The organism is Mesorhizobium sp. M4B.F.Ca.ET.203.01.1.1 (genome assembly GCF_004791025.1).
Taxonomy (GTDB): domain Bacteria; phylum Pseudomonadota; class Alphaproteobacteria; order Rhizobiales; family Rhizobiaceae; genus Mesorhizobium; species Mesorhizobium abyssinicae.
Genome location: NZ_SRUO01000002.1, coordinates 545,928 through 563,274, shown reverse-complemented (window position 1 = coordinate 563,274; position 17,347 = coordinate 545,928). Strand labels below are relative to the sequence as shown.

15 protein-coding genes are annotated in these 17,347 nt (G+C 64.7%); 4 read left to right on the top strand and 11 right to left on the bottom strand.

What is annotated here, in order from left to right; genetic code table 11:
* Window positions 1-6 precede the first annotated feature (6 nt).
* From EN846_RS05965 to EN846_RS05950, 4 genes are all read right to left on the bottom strand, one after another.
* On the bottom strand, window positions 7-807 hold the full coding sequence (locus tag EN846_RS05965) for an ABC transporter permease (protein ID WP_127393102.1): 801 nt from the start codon (window positions 805-807) through the stop codon (window positions 7-9).
* Entirely contained in the window at window positions 804-1,721 is a 918-nt protein-coding gene (locus tag EN846_RS05960; RefSeq protein ID WP_127393103.1) for an ABC transporter permease, read from the bottom strand. The genes EN846_RS05965 and EN846_RS05960 overlap by 4 nt, the downstream gene beginning before the upstream one ends.
* Entirely contained in the window at window positions 1,721-2,803 is a 1,083-nt protein-coding gene (locus EN846_RS05955) for an ABC transporter ATP-binding protein (RefSeq protein WP_128346146.1), read from the bottom strand. Before EN846_RS05955 ends, EN846_RS05960 begins: the two co-directional genes overlap by 1 nt.
* A gap of 133 nt (window positions 2,804-2,936) precedes the next feature.
* The gene (locus EN846_RS05950) at window positions 2,937-3,977 is read right to left on the bottom strand and encodes an ABC transporter substrate-binding protein (RefSeq protein WP_127311577.1); all 1,041 of its coding nucleotides are present in this window, start codon (window positions 3,975-3,977) and stop codon (window positions 2,937-2,939) included.
* A 230-nt stretch (window positions 3,978-4,207) separates the two neighbouring features.
* Between EN846_RS05950 and EN846_RS05945 the strand changes: the two genes are divergently transcribed.
* Complete coding sequence (locus EN846_RS05945; protein WP_187331216.1) at window positions 4,208-4,909, top strand: GntR family transcriptional regulator; 702 nt, start codon at window positions 4,208-4,210, stop codon at window positions 4,907-4,909.
* Window positions 4,910-4,918: 9 nt separating this feature from the next.
* On the opposite strand, the gene EN846_RS05940 is transcribed toward EN846_RS05945, so the two are convergent.
* From EN846_RS05940 to EN846_RS05910, 6 genes are all read right to left on the bottom strand, one after another.
* On the bottom strand, window positions 4,919-6,061 hold the full coding sequence (locus tag EN846_RS05940; RefSeq protein ID WP_245509077.1) for an ABC transporter ATP-binding protein: 1,143 nt from the start codon (window positions 6,059-6,061) through the stop codon (window positions 4,919-4,921).
* Complete coding sequence (locus tag EN846_RS05935; protein WP_127311581.1) at window positions 6,051-6,659, bottom strand: cupin domain-containing protein; 609 nt, start codon at window positions 6,657-6,659, stop codon at window positions 6,051-6,053. Before EN846_RS05935 ends, EN846_RS05940 begins: the two co-directional genes overlap by 11 nt.
* Window positions 6,660-6,924: 265 nt before the next feature.
* Window positions 6,925-7,995: an ABC transporter substrate-binding protein gene (locus EN846_RS05925; RefSeq protein WP_127286372.1), complete on the bottom strand. Its 1,071-nt coding sequence runs from the start codon at window positions 7,993-7,995 to the stop codon at window positions 6,925-6,927.
* Between the two features lie 30 nt (window positions 7,996-8,025).
* Window positions 8,026-8,859: an ABC transporter permease gene (locus tag EN846_RS05920; protein ID WP_128346852.1), complete on the bottom strand. Its 834-nt coding sequence runs from the start codon at window positions 8,857-8,859 to the stop codon at window positions 8,026-8,028.
* Window positions 8,856-9,743: an ABC transporter permease gene (locus EN846_RS05915; RefSeq protein WP_127394157.1), complete on the bottom strand. Its 888-nt coding sequence runs from the start codon at window positions 9,741-9,743 to the stop codon at window positions 8,856-8,858. Before EN846_RS05915 ends, EN846_RS05920 begins: the two co-directional genes overlap by 4 nt.
* Before the next feature lie 98 nt (window positions 9,744-9,841).
* A complete protein-coding gene (locus tag EN846_RS05910) occupies window positions 9,842-11,122 on the bottom strand; it encodes an FAD-dependent oxidoreductase (RefSeq protein ID WP_135898696.1) in 1,281 nt (426 codons plus the stop codon).
* A gap of 196 nt (window positions 11,123-11,318) precedes the next feature.
* Between EN846_RS05910 and EN846_RS05905 the strand changes: the two genes are divergently transcribed.
* Window positions 11,319-12,476 (top strand): fumarylacetoacetate hydrolase family protein, encoded by a 1,158-nt coding sequence (locus tag EN846_RS05905; protein ID WP_127286710.1) that lies wholly within the window; start codon window positions 11,319-11,321, stop codon window positions 12,474-12,476.
* A 594-nt stretch (window positions 12,477-13,070) separates the two neighbouring features.
* On the opposite strand, the gene EN846_RS05900 is transcribed toward EN846_RS05905, so the two are convergent.
* Entirely contained in the window at window positions 13,071-13,652 is a 582-nt protein-coding gene (locus tag EN846_RS05900; RefSeq protein WP_127286709.1) for a TetR/AcrR family transcriptional regulator, read from the bottom strand.
* Between the two features lie 248 nt (window positions 13,653-13,900).
* Between EN846_RS05900 and EN846_RS05895 the strand changes: the two genes are divergently transcribed.
* Window positions 13,901-14,158, top strand: a complete 258-nt coding sequence (locus EN846_RS05895) for a hypothetical protein (RefSeq protein WP_127286708.1) — start codon at window positions 13,901-13,903, stop codon at window positions 14,156-14,158.
* Window positions 14,152-17,340: a multidrug efflux RND transporter permease subunit gene (locus EN846_RS05890; RefSeq protein WP_127393687.1), complete on the top strand. Its 3,189-nt coding sequence runs from the start codon at window positions 14,152-14,154 to the stop codon at window positions 17,338-17,340. Before EN846_RS05895 ends, EN846_RS05890 begins: the two co-directional genes overlap by 7 nt.
* Window positions 17,341-17,347: the final 7 nt, after the last annotated feature.

Sequence of the window (17,347 nt, the reverse complement as noted above, 5' to 3'; positions counted from 1 at the left end):
CTGCATTCAACGTCCGCGGCCGAAAAGCTGAGCGGCGGACAACAAGACGATCGATAGCACGATCAGGCAAGTCGAAATGGCGGCAATGGTCGGATCGATCTGGTCGCGTAGCGCATTAAACATGCGGCGCGTCAGCGTCGTGGTTTCCCCGCCGGAGATGAACAGCGAAACCACCACCTCGTCGAAGGAGGTGATGAAGGCAAACAGCGCGCCCGAGACGATCGAGAAGCGGATCTGCGGCATCGTCACCTGAAGGAAGGCGGAGAAGCGGTTGGCGCCGAGGCTGCGCGCCACCTTCTCCTGGTTCATGTCGTAGGACCGCAGGCCGGAAACAACGGTCAGCACCACCAGCGGCAGGGCCTGCACGGTATGCGCGATGACGAGGCCGGTCAGCGTGTTGTTGAGGCCGATGCGGGCGTAGAGGAAGAAGGTGCCGATGCCGATCAGGATGACCGGGATGATCAGCGAGGCGGTGAGCAGCGCGTTGATGGCGCCGGTCAGCCGAAGCGTGCCGGCATTGATGGCATAGGCGGCAGCGGTGCCGAGCGGCGTCGCCACGATCATCGTCATTACAGCGACCTTCACCGAGACGATGGTGGCATCGCGCCATTCGACCGAACCGAAATAGCTCTCGTACCAGCGCAGCGACCATTGCTCGGGCGGGAACTGCAGCAGCGTCGAGCCGGAAAAGGACATGATGACGATGATGACCGACGGCGCGATCAGGAACAGCAGGACCAGCGCTCCGAGCGCATAGAGCCAGAGCCGTTGCCGGTGCGATATGGGCAGGGCATTTTCCATGCTCATCGCGAGCTCCAGACGCCGGTGGCGCGCGCGCCGAGCAGCCATTGGAACAGGCCGAGCAGGGCGAGCGTGACGGCAAGCAGCACGACGCCGAGCGCGGCCCCCGCGCCCCAGTTGGAATAGAGGCTGGTGGTCTGCTCGATGCGCATCGCCCACATGATGACCTTGCCGCCGCCCATCAATGCCGGCGTGACGAAAAATCCGAGGCAGAGCACGAAGACGATGACCACGCCGGAGGCGAGGCCGGGCAGCGACAGCGGGAAGAATATCTGCCGGAAGGTGGCGGCCGGGCTGGCGCCGAGATTCATGCCGGCGCGCAGGCAATCGATGTCGATCGTCTTCATCGAGGCGTAGAGCGGCAGCACCAGGAACGGCAGCATGATGTGGGTCATGCCGATAATGACGCCGGCGAAATTGTTGGCGAGCGGCAGCGGCTGGCTAATGACGCCGAGGTCGATCAGCCAGCTGTTGATCAGGCCCTTGCGCTGCAGGATGACCAGCCAGGCATAGGTGCGCACCAGCACCGAGGTCCAGAACGGCAGGATGACCAGGATCAGGCAGATCGAGGCCGCGCGGCGCGGCAGTTGCGACAGCATGTAGGCCAGCGGATAGCCGAGCACGACGCAGGCGCCGGTGACGGCGAAGGCAACCTTGAAGGTGGTGAGGAAGGTCTTGATGTAGGAGGGCTGCTGGAAGAAGCGCGCGTAGTTCGAAGCGCTCAGCGAGCCGGTCTCGTCGAACAGCGACAGCCAGAACAGCCAGCCGATCGGCACGATGATGACGGCGAAGACGAGCAGCAGGCCGGGCGACAGCAGCGCCAGCAGCCCGAAGGTTTCGCGGCGCGCATCGGCATGCAACGCATCGGCGTTGAGCGTCCGGGCACCGGCATGGGGCAGTATGGCGGATTGCATGCTCATCAGTCCGCCGCCACCAGCACCACGTCCTCGGCATCGATACCGAGATTGACCGGCTCGCCGGGCCCTGGCAGCCTGGCCAGCACGTCACTGCGGCAATAGTCGCGCAGCGTCACCTGGCGGCCGTCGCGCAGGGTGGCATAGCAGGCGAAACTGTCGCCCTGGTAGATGACGTCGCCGACGGTCGCCGGGATCACATTGACGCTGCCCGCCGGCTGAGCGTCGGCGACGAGGCGCAGCTTTTCCGGCCGCACCACCATCAGATGGCAGCCGGCGGCCGGCACCGCAGAGGTCATGCGGATCTTCCTGTCCTCATACCAGACGCTGCCGTTGCGGCTTTCGACCGGGATGAAGTTGGAATCGCCGATGAAGCCGGCGACGAAGCGCGTTTTGGGCGCGGCGTAGAGCACTTCCGGCCTGTCGATCTGCTCGATGCAGCCGGCGTTCATGACGGCGATGCGATCCGACATGGTGATCGCCTCGCGCTGGTCGTGGGTGACGTAGACGGTCGTCATGCCCAGCCGGCGATGCAGATTGCGCAATTCGATCTGCATGTGCTCGCGCAGGCTCTTGTCCAGGGCCGAAAGCGGCTCGTCCATCAGCACGATGCGCGGCTCGAAGACGATGGCGCGGGCCAGCGCCACGCGCTGCCGCTGGCCGCCGGAAAGCTGGTCGACGCGGCGCTCGCCGAGCCCTTTCAACTGCACGAGGTCCAGCGCCTTTTCGACGCGCTCGGCCGTCTCCGCCGTCGAGACGCGGCGCTGCTTCAACGGAAAGGCGATGTTGTGGAAGACATTCATATGCGGGAACAGCGCATAGTTCTGGAACACCATGCCGATGTTGCGCCGGTGCGGCGGCATGGCGATGATCTCCTCGCCGCCGACCTTGATGCTGCCGGCATTCGCCCTGACGAAGCCCGCCAGGATCATCAGCAGCGTCGTCTTTCCCGAGCCCGACGGGCCAAGCAGCGTCAGGAATTCACCCGCCGCGACATCGAGCGAAAGATCGCGCAGCACCGAGACGCCGCCGAATCTCTTTTCGATGCCGCTGATGCCGATGGGAAGCGCGGTCGGCGCGATGGACAAAAGCATCTCCCTGGACTCCGGATCATTCATGGCGGGACGGAGCTGGGGCAGCGCCTGGACGCTGCCCCGGCAGTTTGTCGTGACGCAATTCCGGACGGAAAACCGCTGCACACTTTTCCTGGAATTGCTCTGTCTATTGCTGGATCAGGTTGTTGAACTTCTCGGTCGCCTCGACGAGGGTGTCGCGCCAGAATTCGGGATCCTGCAGCACCTGCTTCTTGACGTTGTCCGGCGCGGAATTGATGTCCTTGATCCGCTCCGGCGGGATCTTGCCGGTCTCGAAGGCCTTTTCGTTGGCCGGGCCGTTGTCGACATAGAGCGGCAAATTGGCCTGAAGGTCGGGGCTGACGAACTTGGCCAGCGCCTTCATGGCGAGGTCCTTGTTCTTCGAGCCTTTGGGGATGACCATGCAGTCGGCGGTGAGAACGCCTTGGTCGAAGGAGAAGCTGACCGGCGCGCCTTCCTTGCGCAAGGTGCCGGCGCGGCCGTTCCAGATGCTCGCCATGTCGACCTCGCCGTCCTTGACGAGCTGCATGGCCTGGGCGCCCGAGGTCCACCAGGCGTCGATATGGCCCTTGACCTTGTCGACGGATTGCAGCGCGCCGTCGATGTCGACCGGATAGACCTTGTCGATCGGAATGCCCTTGGCGAGCGCGGCGACACTCAGCGTTTCCGTCGCCTGGCTGCCGGAGAGCGCGCGGCGGCCGGGGAATTTCTCGACATCCCAGAAATCGGCCCAGGTCTTCGGCCCCTTGTCGCCGAAAACGTCGGTCCGGTAGATCAGCACCACGGAGGTGTAGGAGATGCCGACCCAGTCGTCATGGACGAGCTTGGGATTGATGCCGCTCTTGTCGATGACGCTGTAGTCGAGCTTCTCGAACAGGCCTTCCTTGGAGCCGCGCGCGCATTCGTCGGCGCCGAGCTCGGTGATGTCCCATTTGACGGCATTGCCGGTGACCTGCAGGCGCACGTCGTCGAGGCCGTTGGTGGTGTCCTGCTTGATGGTGATGCCGAGTTCCTTGGCCGTCGGATCGAAGAAGGCCTTGGTCTCCGCCTCCTGATAGGTGCCGCCCCAGGAGGCGGCGGTGATGGTGTCGGCGGCCGATGCCGGGACGGCGACCGAGGCCAGCAGCCCCGCGACCGCAAGACTTTTGATGCAAAGCAGCTTCGTCATTTTCGCTTCTCCAACCGGTGTTCCCATTATCGTTGATTTGGTATGCGAATTTGTATACAATTTTGAGTGTAATTCGTCGGAAGCCGATGTCAACACGCGCCATGCGTTTTTGGTGACGAAAGATGGAGGCCAAGGCCGGAGCGCTACTCTGCTCGAAACGGTCCTGTTTCAAGCAAGCGCCAAAAGGCTCTAGACTGCGAATCCATGACAGACCGTTGGAGGCGGGACGCTTGAGCAAGGAGAGAAAGAACACGCTGCGCGATTCGGTGTTCGAGAAGCTGAAGGCGCTGATCATCACCGGCCAGATTCCGCCTGGCTCGCGTGTCACGGAAGCCGACATGGCCGAGCGCCTGAAGGTCAGCCGCACACCGGTGCGCGAGGCCTTCAACCGGCTGGAGCGCGACGGCCTGGTCATCGGCCGTCCGCGCCAGGGCTATCTGGTCGCCGAGTTCAATCTCACCATGTTCCGCGAGGCCTTCGACATCCGCGAGCTGCTCGACGGACGCGCGACCGAGCTGGCGGCGGCCAACGCCACCGCCGCCGACAAGACGCGGCTGCGCGCAGTTCTTGCCGAATGCGAGCGTCTGGCCGCGATCCCCGACCGCAGCACCAGGGAGCAGTTCGAGGAACTGCAGGTCGGTATCGACCTGCATCGCGTGATCGCCGAAATCGGCGGCAACGAGATGCTCTCCGGCATGCTCTGCGGCATACTCGACAAGTGCCAGCAATATGTCTGGACGGAGCTTCTGTGGCTGGACGAGTGGAAGCTCACCCGCGAGGAGCACACCGGCATCGTCGACGCGATCTGCGCCGGTGATGTGGCGCTTGCCGGCGAGCGCGCCCGCGCGCATGTGCGAGGCTCACGCGAGAACATTCTGCGCCTGCTGCAGGCCAAATCCGACTATCAGGGTTTTTTCGCCAAGGCGTCCTGAGGCAAGCGGTCAACTGGAAAGCATAGGGCAGCTGGCGCCCCGGCGCAGGCTGATATGCGCCACGTCGCCGACGCTGAACTGAAAACCGTCGGCGCGTCGCGGCGCATCGATCACCACCCGCATCCCCTGCCCCAGCTCGGCGTGGAGGCGCAGCGTGCGGCCGTGAAAGACGACGCCGCTCACCCGTGCCGGCGCGGTGCCGTCGGCGGCTTCGGTGGTCGCCAACAGGTCCTCGGGACGCACGCCGATGGTGCGCATCTCGCCGGCGGCCGGCATCTCGCCGGTTTCGGATATAGCTTCCAGCGGCAGCTCGCCGGCGGCAAAGCGCAGGCGCTCGCCGTCGCGGCCGACGAAGCGCGACGGCAGGAGGTTCATGGTGCCGATGAAAGAGGCGACGAATTTCGTCGCAGGGCGGTCGTAGAGGGTCGCCGGCGGCGCGATCTGCTCGATGCGGCCCTTGTTCATGACGACGATGCGATCGGAGATCGACAGCGCTTCGGTCTGGTCGTGGGTGACCATGACGAAGGTGGTGCCGAGCCGCGACTGCAGCCGCTTCAGCTCAACCTGCATCTGCTCGCGCAGATGTGCGTCGAGCGCCGACAGCGGCTCGTCGAGCAGCAGCACGCGCGGCTCGCAGACGATGGCGCGGGCGAGCGCGACACGCTGGCGCTGGCCGCCCGAAAGCTCCAGGACGCGGGCGCCGAGCTTGTCGGCGAGGCCGACCATGTCGAGCGCCGCGCCGACGCGTTTCGCCTGCTCGGCGCCGGACAGTTTGCGCAGCGACAGGCCGAAGCCGACATTCTCGGCGACATCCATGTGCGGGAACAGCGCATAGTCCTGGAACACGGTGTTGACCGGACGATCGAAGGGCCTCAGGCCCGTTATGTCGCGGCCCTCGAGCAGAACATTGCCGCTGGTCGGGCTCTCGAAACCGGCGATGACGCGCAGGCTGGTGGTCTTGCCGCAACCGGACGGCCCTAACAAAGTGAGGAACTCACCCGGAGCGATATCCAGGTCGACGGCGTCGAGACCAACCACACCACCCGGAAAGACCTTCGAGACTTTCTGCAGTCGAACTAATGCATCTCGCAATTCCGGACGGAAAGCCGTGTCGCGCTTTGCCTGGAATTGCTCTGTCGCATCAGGCGCCATCGCGCACCTCGGAGGGTTTTGTCGTGTTGACCCAGAGGATCTGGCAGCACTCGGCGCCGGGGTTGCGGAAGGCATGCAGAAGCGTGCTCTTGAAGGCAAAGCTGTCGCCGGCCTTCAATCCGTAGGTGGTCGAATCGACCACCAGTTCGACCTCGCCCGTCATCACGAAGCCGAATTCGTGGCCGGCATGGGCGTAGGCTTCCGCCGTGCCGCCGCCGGCCTCGACCGTAACCAGCATGCCGGTGAGCGTGGCCGCTGGCGGCGAGAGCAATGCCTTGGCGATGCCTTCCGACTTGACCGGTATCTGCCGCCGCTTGTCGGCGCGCACGCAATAGAGGTCGTTGACGGCGTCATTGCCGTCGGCGATCAGCGCAGACGGTTCGATGTCGAGCGCGGCGGCCAGCGGCCAGATCACCTTGACACGCAGCGAGGACATGCCTCGCTCGATCTGGCTGAGCGCGCCGATCGAAATGCCGGCCTTTGCCGCAAGCTCGGCCAGCGACAGCTTGCGCTCCAGCCTCAGCGCCCGCACGCGCCGGCCGACGCGCACATCGGCATCGTCCTTCGACCTTTCGGCGGCTTCGTCAAAAACGTCCATGCGTTCGTCCTCGTTGCAGTACTTTGGCCAGCCAACAAAGCCGGTTCTGGTCTTACCGGCGTTGGCGCCGCCCCTCATCGCCCTGCCGGGCACTTCTCCCCGTATAGTGACGGGGAGAAGGGGCTGACCGCAGCGTCGCCCCTCTCCCTGCAGCAACAGCGGCGATTTGCGAAAGCGGCGACGACAGCGCCCCTCTCCCCGTCACTATACGGGGAGAGGATGCCGGCAGGCAGGTGAGGGGCAGCACCGGCTTTGGCAATGGCGCTCAACCCCCGGCCTTCACCTTCTCGAACATCTTGGCGACGTCGTCGTTCTGCTTCATCGGCCCAGTAAAGATGGTGGTCTTCAGCATCACGTCCGGATCCGACGGCAGTTGCAGCTTTTCCAGCTCGTCCTTCGCCACGCCGGCGAAAGCGGTGCTCAGCGAACTGCCGTAGCCATAGGACTGGATCAGATACTTACCGGAGTCGGCGTCGAGCCGGCTGTTGATGAAGTCATAGGCGAGATCGACGTTCTTGGCGTCCTTCAGCATGACGAAGCCGCAGGACCAGGTCAGCATGCCCTCCTTCGGCTTCATGAACTCGACGGGCACTCCCTGCTTCTTCAGCGATGTGGCCGACGCGTTCCAGGTCATGGCGGCGACCAGTTGGCCGCTTGCCAGCGCCTGTTCGACCGAGGTCATGTCGGTGGTGTAGCTGGACAGCAGCGGCCGCTGCTCGCGCAGCTTCTCCGCCACCTTGTCCATCTGCTCCGGAGTCATGTCGAAGGGGTTCACGCCGGCGAGCAGTGCGGCGACGATCGGCGTGTCATGCACGGCGTCGATGGTCGCCATGCGACCGGCATACTGCTTGTCCCACAGAAGGTTCCAGCTCGCCTCGGGGTTCTTCACCAGATCGGTGCGGTAGAGGATCGAGGTGTTGCCCCAGTCCCACGGCACCATCCAGACCTTGCCGTCGCCGGCCTGGATGTCGGGCAGGTTCTTGAACACCGGGAAGATCGAATCCCAGTTCTTGATGCGCTTGGTGTCGATCGGCTGCAGCAGGCCTTCCTTGTTCCAGCGCGCCACCTTGTCGTAGCAGGGGTGCGCGATGTCCGGCCGGAAGCCGGCCTTGACCTTGGTGAAGGCGTCGTCGTCGTCGCCGAAGATCGAGGCCTCGACGCCGTCCGGATGGGCCGCGAGGAAGCTCTTGTTGAAGTCGGGCAGTTCGTAGCCCGACCAGGTGAAATACTGCAGCTTGTCGGCGGCAAAGGCGACGGTCGACGACAGCGCGAGCGCCAGGGCCGCAAGGCCGGCGCGGGTCTTGTGTCCGGTGATCGATTTCAGCTGGAATGTCATTTTCGTTCTCCTCTCTTTCTTTGTTGTGGTTCAGGCTGGTTTGGCGGCGGCTGGCCGACGCGCAGCGCCAAGGCCGCGGTGGCGCAGGATTTCGGCTGAGCCGGCGATGATGAAGGACACAGCCAGGATCACTGTGCCCAGCGCCATGACAGTCGGCAGCGAGCGCGGGAAGCGCAGCTGGCTCCAGATGTAGAGCGGCAGCGTCGGCTCGGTGCCGGCGAGGAAGAAGACGACGATGAACTCGTCGAAGGAGATAAGGAAGGCAAGCATGAAGGCCGACAGCACGGCCGGCGCACTCAGCGGCAGCATGACGCGCCGGAACGTCGTCCAGTCGGAGGCGCCGAGGTCGAGCGCCGCCTCGCGGATGGTTTTGGGAATAGCGGCGAAGCGGCTGCGCATCACCACCACCGTCGTCGGCAGCGCGACAAGGATGTGCCCAAGCACGATCGAAACGCGCGACGGGCCGAGGCCGATGAGATTGACCAGGATCAGCAGCGATATGCCGACGATGACGCCGGGGATCAGGATCGGCAGACGGGCGATGGCGCTGATCGTGGCGGCGAGCGGCGAGCGGCCGTAGAGATCCATATAGGACACGGTGATGCCGCAGAGCGTGGCGCCGGTGGCTGCAACCGTGGCGATGACGAGGCTGTTGGCGAGCGCGCCCGACAGCACCGGATTGCCATAGAGCGTCTCGTACCATTCAAGCGTGAAGCCCTGCAGCGGAAACGCAGCTTGGATGGAATTGTTGAAGGAAAACAGCGGGATCAGCAGCACCGGCAGATAGAGGAAGACCAGATAGCCAAGCACATAGAGGCCGAGCCAGCGGCCGCCCGTGTTGATGTCGGTGCGCGTCGCGCTCATGTGCGGCTGCCAAATCTGCGGTCGGCGCCGCGCGCGACCAGCACCACGCACAGGATGACCAGCATGACGCAAACCGAAAGTGCGGCGCCGAACGGCCAGTCATTGGCCTTGCCGAACTGGGACTGGATCAGCGTGCCGATCATGGTGCTGGCCGGGCCGCCGACCATGGCCGGCGTGACGTAGTCGCCGACCGTCGGCACGAAGACGACGAGGGCCGCCGCCAGCACGCCCGGCATCGAATTCGGCAGCACGACGCGGCGGAACGCCGTGAACGGACGGGCGCCGAGATCGGAAGCGGCTTCGAGCAGCGATTTTGGGATCGTGTCCAGCGCGACATAGATCGGAAGGATGGCAAAGGGCGCGTAGGCGTGGGCAAGCGTGACCACGACCGCCGCCGGCGTGTTGAGGAAGGCCAGCGTCGGCTCCGACCAGATGCCACTTTCGATGAAGGCCGAGTTGAGCACGCCATTATAGGCAAGCACGATCTTCCAGGCGAAGACGCGCAAAAGATAGCTGGTCCAGAATGGCAGCGTGACCAGGAAGAGCAGGAGGCCGCGGCGCCGGCCGGCATGGAAGGCGAGATAGTAGGCGACCGGATAGGCGGTGACCACCGTCGCCAGCGTCACCAGACCGGCGATGACCAGCGAGCGCAGCGTCACCGTCCAGTAAAGCGGATCGGTGGCCACGGTGACGAAGTTCGCGGCGGTCAGGCCGACGCCGAGCAGCGAGCCGTCATTGCCGCGGAAGGCAAGGAAGATCACCAGTCCGAGAGCGAACAGGATCAGGAAGAAGGTGACCAGCCCACCCGGCAGCAGCATGGCGAAGCGGAACGCCGGCGAAGCGCGGGTTTCCGGCAATGGCTGACTTGCTGCAATGGCCGACATCGATCTGCCCGTCGGAATTATGAAATCGACTTAGATTTTTTCAGATTTGTGAAACTGTCAAGCTGAATCGCGAGAATGACGGAATGTGCTCGGCGAAATCAGCGCTCCAACGCGTCGAGCATCCGGTACCAGGCGATCGTCGCGGCAACGCCGACCTGCCGGAAGGCATGGAACGGGATCGGCCGGATCGGCGACAACGGAAACGGCAGTTGCCGCGCATCGCCGCTCGCCAGGTAGCTTGCCATGCGCTTGCCGAGCGCGCTCATCAGGCCGACGCCCCTGCCCTGGCAGCCGGCAACGGCAAGCAGGCCCTTTTCGGGCTCGTGGATATGCGGCAGATGATCCGGCGTCATCGCCACCCGGCCGAACCAGCGTTTCTCGATCGCGATGCCGGCAAGCGCCGGATAGAGACGGATCAGAGCGCGTTCCAGATGCGCCCAGTCCGCGGCGCTGGAGGGCAGCGCCATGCGGCCGCGGCCGCCCAGCACAAGCCGGCCGTCCGCGCTTCTGCGGTAGTAGACGAGGATGCGGCGCGAATCCGACACGGCCTGCCCGCCCGGCAGGATGCCGGCGCCAATGTCAGCCGGCAGCGGCGCAGTGGCAATCTGGAAGGAATGCAGCGGCACGATGGTCCGCGCGAGGCCAGGCAGAAGGCCATCGGTGTAGGCGTTGGTGGCAAGCACGACAGCCTTCGCCCGCACCTCCAGGCCGCTTTCGGTCAAGACCTGCCAGAGACCGGCGTCCTTGCGCAGCTTCACCACCTTCTGCCCTTGTGCGATCCCTGCGCCAGCGGCAGCGGTGACCCGCGCCAGCTCCAGCGTATAGGCCAGCGGATCGACGACGCCGGCGCGGCGGTCGAGCCAGCCGCCGAGATAGCCCTTGGCGCCGGTCATGGCCGCGATCTCGGCCTGGTTTAGCAGTTCGACGTCGGCGCCGCGCGCCCGCCACTGGCGATCCCGGTTTGCTGCCGCAGTCAAAGCGGTCTCGGTGTGCACGGCCTGGATCCAGCCGTTGCGGGTGAGCGGCACCGCCAGCTTCTCGTCGCGGATCAGGTCGAACACCGCATCCGCGGTCGAGGCGGCAAAATTGACCAGCGCCTCGCCACGCTCCTTGCCGAAATGCTCGACCAGCCATTCCGGATCGTATTTCAGTCCGGGGATGACCTGACCGCCATTGAGACCCGAGGCACCCTCGCCGATCGCTCCGGCGTCCAGCACCTGGACGGCAAGGCCCTGCCGCGCGGCATGGAGCGCGGTGGAGAGACCCATGATCCCGCCACCGACGATGACGACGTCAACTGCGCCGACCGCCGGTTGCGGCTGGAACGCGGACACCTTTTTGGGCCTCTGCCAGATCGGATCGGAAAACGGCTTGGGCAAGGAACACCTGGAAATGCAATGGGCTCGTGAAAATCGTATTGCCGATTTCATGGATTTGAAAGTGCGTTTCGATTGTGCCAGCCGGCCCGTGGCTGCGGACAGCGCGCCCATGACCCACCAAATGATCCCATCGGCGGGATGGACGTCTGGACAAAATCCGGGGAAAGTGCCCGCCGCCAACGAAAGGACCGATGCCATGACCGACCCGACCCGCCTGCCCGCCGACGGAATTTTCATCGGGCGAGCGAGAACCAGCGAGGCGGCCCATCCGCTGGTGGTCGCGGTGCGCGACGGCACGGTCTTCGACATCACGTCGAGCGCCGCTCCAACCGTGCGCGACCTCTGCGAGTTGCCGGACCCGGCCGGCTATGTCCGCTCCGCCAAGGGCAAGCCGATCGGCGCGCTTGAAGACATCGCCGCCAACAGTTTCGAGGCAGAGCGCGACGCGAAGAAGCCGTTCCTGCTCTCCCCCGCCGACCTGCAGGCGGTGAAGGCTTCCGGCGTCACCTTCGTCGTCAGCCTGCTCGAGCGCGTCATCGAAGAACAGGCGCGCGGCTCGGCGGAGAAGGCCGACGCCATCCGCGCCGACATCGCCGGCCTGATCGGCCACGATCTGTCGAAGCTGAAGCCCGGCTCGCCGGAAGCGATGGAGATCAAGGCCAAGCTGATTTCGCGCGGCGCCTGGTCGCAATATCTGGAGGTGGGCATTGGTCCGGACGCCGAAATCTTCACCAAATGCCAGCCGATGGCATCTGTCGGCTTCGGCGCCGATGTCGGCCTGCACCCGGTCTCCACCTGGAACAATCCGGAGCCGGAGATCGCCATGATCGCCGACAGCACCGGCCGCATTGTCGGCGCCACGCTCGGTAACGACGTCAATCTGCGCGACGTCGAGGGGCGCTCGGCGCTGCTGCTGGGCAAGGCCAAGGACAACAACGCGTCCGCAGCGCTCGGTCCCTTCATCCGGCTGTTCGACGAGACGTTTTCCATCGCCGACGTGAAGCGCGCCACGGTGCGGCTCAGCGTCGAGGGCGAGGACGGGTTCGCGCTGGAGGGCGCAAGCTCGATGGCCGAGATCAGCCGCTCGCCGGAGGAGCTGGTCAAGGCAGCGATGGGGCCGCATCACCAGTATCCGGACGGGCTGGCGCTCTATCTCGGCACCATGTTCGTACCGTCGAAGGATCGCGGCGAGAAGGGCAAGGGCTTCACCCACAAGGTCGGCGACATCGTCACCATCTCGTCGGAGAAGCTCGGCGCGCTGGTCAACCGGGTGCGCCTGTCACCGGATTGCCCGCACTGGACCTATGGCGCCAGCCACCTGATGCGCGACCTCGCCAGGGCCGGCCTGATCTGACAACCCTGCAAGAACCGGCCATCATCAACACAATTTTATGTTGGGGCCCGGTGACTGCCGGCGCGATCCGTTCCAAGATCGCGGCGCGGTCGGGGGGCCGCCGACATGTCCGATTCGCCGCTGATCTCCCTGCGCAACGTCGCCAAACGCTTGGGCGGCTTCGTCGTACTGGTCGACTGGCTGGGCAGGATCTAGCGCGGCCGGCGCGCGGAACGCAGGCAGAACGGGCCGCGGCTGAGCCTCGCTCGACTACCTTACCTCGCCCAAACTGGGCCGCGATTGATCTTCAAGGAAAACGTTCCGGTTCAATAGGTTAGCGCGCCGCAACAAGGCTGCTTTATCCAGATTTGTCGGATGATTGGCAAACGGTGCGGCAATTCTGCACATCAGCTATGCAAGTTTCATGGTTGCCGAATCGTTAAGCAATCAGTAGATATCCGGGTGTCGGCCGTCTCCTCCTCCCAGATGTGATGCCGACGGTGAATGCGGTACACCTCCTCCCGTGCCGCATTCGAAATCGAGCCCGCTGCCTCCTCCTCCCGGCAGCGGGCTTTTTTTGTTCCTGCCGTTGCGGTCTGGAGACGGGCGCCGCCGTCAGCGCGCTCTGAAGGACGCGATCAGCCCTTCCGCCATGCGCACGAACTGCGCGCTCGGACCCTCGGCGCCGACGCTCTGCATCGAGACGCGCGCGCCTTCGAGCAGCAGCGACAGCGTATCGGCAAGCAGCTCGGCCTGGCCGACGCCGGCATCGCGGCAAAGGCTGACCAGGCGTTCGCGCTGGGCTTCCTTCAGCTCCTTGATGACGCGCCTGGCCGGATGATCGGTCTCGCTGAGCTCGACGGCGGCATTGGCCATGTCGCAGCCGCGGCTGTCGGCAGTGAGCATCTCGGAGACCTTGCGGACCCAGGCGTGCAGCTGCGCCAGCTTGTCGCCCGGGTGCTCGGCCTCGAATGCGTCCCATATCGCGGCGGCCTTGGCCGCCGTGGCGCGCAGGCATTCGATGATCAGGTCGTCCTTGGATTCGAAGTGACGGTAGAGCGTCATCTTGTTGGTGCCGGCTGCCTCGGTGATGGCGTCGACGCCAACACCCTTGATGCCGTGCTTGTGGAACATGTCCTGCGCCGTCTCCAGGATCCGATCCCGGGGGCGAGAGCGCTCCACGACGCCGTCTGCCATCATGATCTCCTTTCGTTTCCAAAAAACCCTCGGCCACCTCTTGACTAGGGTGTTACCGGTCTGTAACTTCCAGAATGTTACTTACTGGTAACACCTATGTCTCTCCGCGTCAACGACAAGACCCGCCGATCGGTCCTGCCAGAGTGAGATAGGGCCAGAAACCTGCCTGTCATGCGGCTTCGGCCGGTGAAGACGAGAAAACGGTTCGCGATCATTTGGATGCGGACCGCAAGCAAGGAGCCGCTCCTATGCAGAAGCGCAAAGACCTGACGATCGACGAGGCCATCCGGGATCCGATGATCCGGCTGGTGATGATGGCGGACCGGGTCGATCCGCGCAGCTTCGAGGCGATGCTGCGTTCGAAGGCGGCCACGCAGGCGCCGGACCGCAAGGCGGCGCCGCGTTTCCTGGAAGATTCAGGCGCGGCGCGCAGCCGGCAGCTGTCCAGGATCGCCAACGCGTTTGGCGAAGCAAAAGCATTCAACGAGGCCTGCGTGTCATGGTGAACTTCTTCGTCCAGCGCCCGATCTTCGCATCGGCGATCGCCATCATCATGATGCTCGCCGGTGCGATCGCGTATTTCCTGCTGCCGGTCTCGCAGTTCCCCGACATCACGCCGCCGCAGGTGGTGGTCAGCGCCCACTATCCTGGCGCCAGCGCGCAGGTCGTGGCCGACACCGTGACCACGCCGCTCGAGCAGCAGATCAACGGCGTGCAGGGCATGACCTACATGTCGTCGACGAGCTCGAACGACGGCTCCTCGACCATCACCATCACCTTCGATGTCGGCTATCCGCTGAGCACCGCCGCCGTCGACGTCCAGAACCGCGTCTCGCAGGCCGCATCCTCGCTGCCGGCGATCGTCAATCAAAGCGGCGTGACGATCAAGAAGCAGAACCCCAATTTCGTGCTCATCGTCGACCTCACCTCGCCGGACGGCTCGATCGATCCGGTGGCGCTGAGCAACCTCGCTTATCTGCAGGTGGTCGATCCGCTGAAGCGCCTGCCCGGCGTCGGCGACGTGCAGATCTTCGGCGAGCGGCGCTATTCGATGCGCGTCTGGCTCGATCCCGACAAGCTGGCCAATCTCGGCATCACCGCCGTCGACGTGCAGAACGCGATCGCCGAACAGAACGTGCAGGTGGCGGCCGGCAAGATCGGCCAGTCGCCGGCGCCTGCCGGCACCGCTTTCGAGATGCAGGTCAACGCCGTCGGCCGCCTGAGCGACCCGAAGGAATTCGGCGAAATCGTCGTGCGCGCCGACCCGGCGAACGGCTCGCTGGTGCGCTTGCGCGACGTCGCGCGCATCGAGCTCGGCGCATTGCAATATTCCTCCTCCGCCTTCTTCGGCAAGGACCCGACGGTGGTGCTCGCCGTCTACCAGATGCCGGGCTCCAACGCGCTCGACCTGCAGCAGCGGGTCAAGGACAAGATGCAGGAGCTGTCGGCGCGCTTCCCGAAAGGCGTCAAATACGGAATGCACTACGATACGACGCGCTTCGTGTCGGCCTCGATGCATGACGTGCTGATCACGCTCGGCGAAGCGCTGGTGCTGGTCGTGGCGGTGGTGTTCATCTTCCTGCAAAGCTGGCGCACCACCATCATCCCGACCATCGCCATCCCGGTGTCGCTGATCGCGACGCTGGCGGTGATGTACATGCTGGGCTTCTCGCTCAACATGCTGTCGCTGCTCGGCATGGTGCTGGCGATCGGCCTCGTCGTCGACGACGCGATCGTGGTGGTGGAAAATGTCGAGCGACAGCTCGAGGCCGGCCTCAAACCGCTGGCAGCCACGCGCGCGGCGATGGCGGAAGTGACGGGACCGATCATCGCCACCACCGCGGTGCTGATGGCGGTGTTCATTCCGGTCGCCTTCATCCCCGGCGTCTCGGGCAAGCTCTACAACCAGTTTGCGCTCACCGTGGCGATCTCTGTCGGCATCTCGGCTTTCAACTCGCTGACGCTGAGCCCGGCGCTGAGTGCGGCATTCCTGCGCCATCGCGGCGAGACGCAGTTCTTCTTGTTCCGCTGGTTCAATGCCGGCTTCGACTGGCTGTCGCATGCCTATGCGCACGGCGTGCGCATCCTGATCAGGCTGCGCTGGATCATGCTCGGCCTGTTCGCGGCCGGTCTCGTCGCGACCTATTTCGTCTGGCAGAAATTGCCCTCAACCTTCCTCCCCGTCGAGGATCAGGGCTATTTCTTCGTCGTCATCCAGCTGCCCGACGGCGCCTCGCTGGAGCGCACCGATGCGGTGGCCGAGAAGGCGCGCGACATCCTGCAGAACACGCCCGGCGTCGACATCGTCGGATCGATCAGCGGCCTCAACTTCCTGACCAGCGCCGCGCAGTCGAACTCGGCGGTGGAGTTCGCCATCCTGAAGCCATGGGACGAGCGCGGGCCCGACCAGAGCGCCTCCAAGCTCGTCGAGCAGGTGCGCGGCAAGCTGCTGCAAATGCCGGAAGCCTTCGCACTCTCCTTCGACCCGCCTTCGATCCCGGGCCTCGGCACCACCGGCGGCTTCGAGTTCCAGGTCGAGGACCTGTCCGGGCGCGGAAGTGCTGCGCTGAACGACGTCACCCAGGCTTTGCTCGCCGAGGCGCGCAAGCAGCCCGAGCTCAATCCGCAGCAGCTGTTCTCGTCCTTCTCGACCTCGACGCCGCAGTTCAACTACGACCTCGACCGCAGCAAGGCGAAGCTCCTCGGCCTCAACCTGCCCGACGTGTTCAACACGCTGCAGATCTATCTCGGCTCGCTCTACGTCAACGACTTCAACCTGTTCGGCCGCACCTTCCGGGTGACGATCCAGGCCGACAAGGATGCGCGCGCCGATGCGACCGACATTTCACGGCTCTATGTGCGCAATTCGTCGGGCGGCATGGTGCCGCTGAGCACGCTGGGCAAACTGGTGCCGATCGTCGGGCCCGAGACGGTGCCCCACTACAACAACAATGCGTCGGCCTTGATCAATGGCGGCGCCGCCCCCGGCTTCTCGTCCGGACAGGCGGTGGCGGCGATGGAACGCGCCGCGGCAAATGTCCTGCCCAGGGATTTCGGCTATGAGTGGACCGGCATCACCTATCAGGAGCTCAAGGCAGGCTCGATCGCCTCGATCGTGTTCGGCCTGGCAATCGTCTTCGTCTTCCTGATCCTGGCGGCGCAGTATGAAAGCTGGGCAATGCCGTTCATGGTGCTGCTCGCCGTGCCGCTCGCCTTGTTCGGCGCTTTCGCGGTGCTGTTGCTGCGCGGCATGCAGATCGACGTCTACTCGCAGATCGGCTTCGTCATGCTGATCGGCCTGGCGGCGAAGAACGCGATCCTGATCGTCGAGTTCGCAAGGCGACGGCGCGAGGAAGGCCTCAGCATCGTCGAGGCGGCGATGGAAGCCGCGCGGCTGAGGCTCAGGCCGATCCTGATGACGGCCTTCGCCTTCATCCTCGGCGTGCTGCCGCTGATGTACGCCACCGGCGCGGGTGCCGCCAGCCGCCAGTCGATCGGCACCACCGTCTTCGGCGGCATGGTGGCGGCGACGGTGCTGTCGCTGGTGTTCGTGCCGGTCTTCTACGCGGTGATCGAGCAGTTGCGCGAGCGCCGTGAGCGGAGCGAACCCGCCGCGGAACATGAACAAGAGCATATTGAACCGACTGCCGAGCCGGCGCCCCTGCGCCTGGCTGAAGCGGCCGAATAGGATTGGA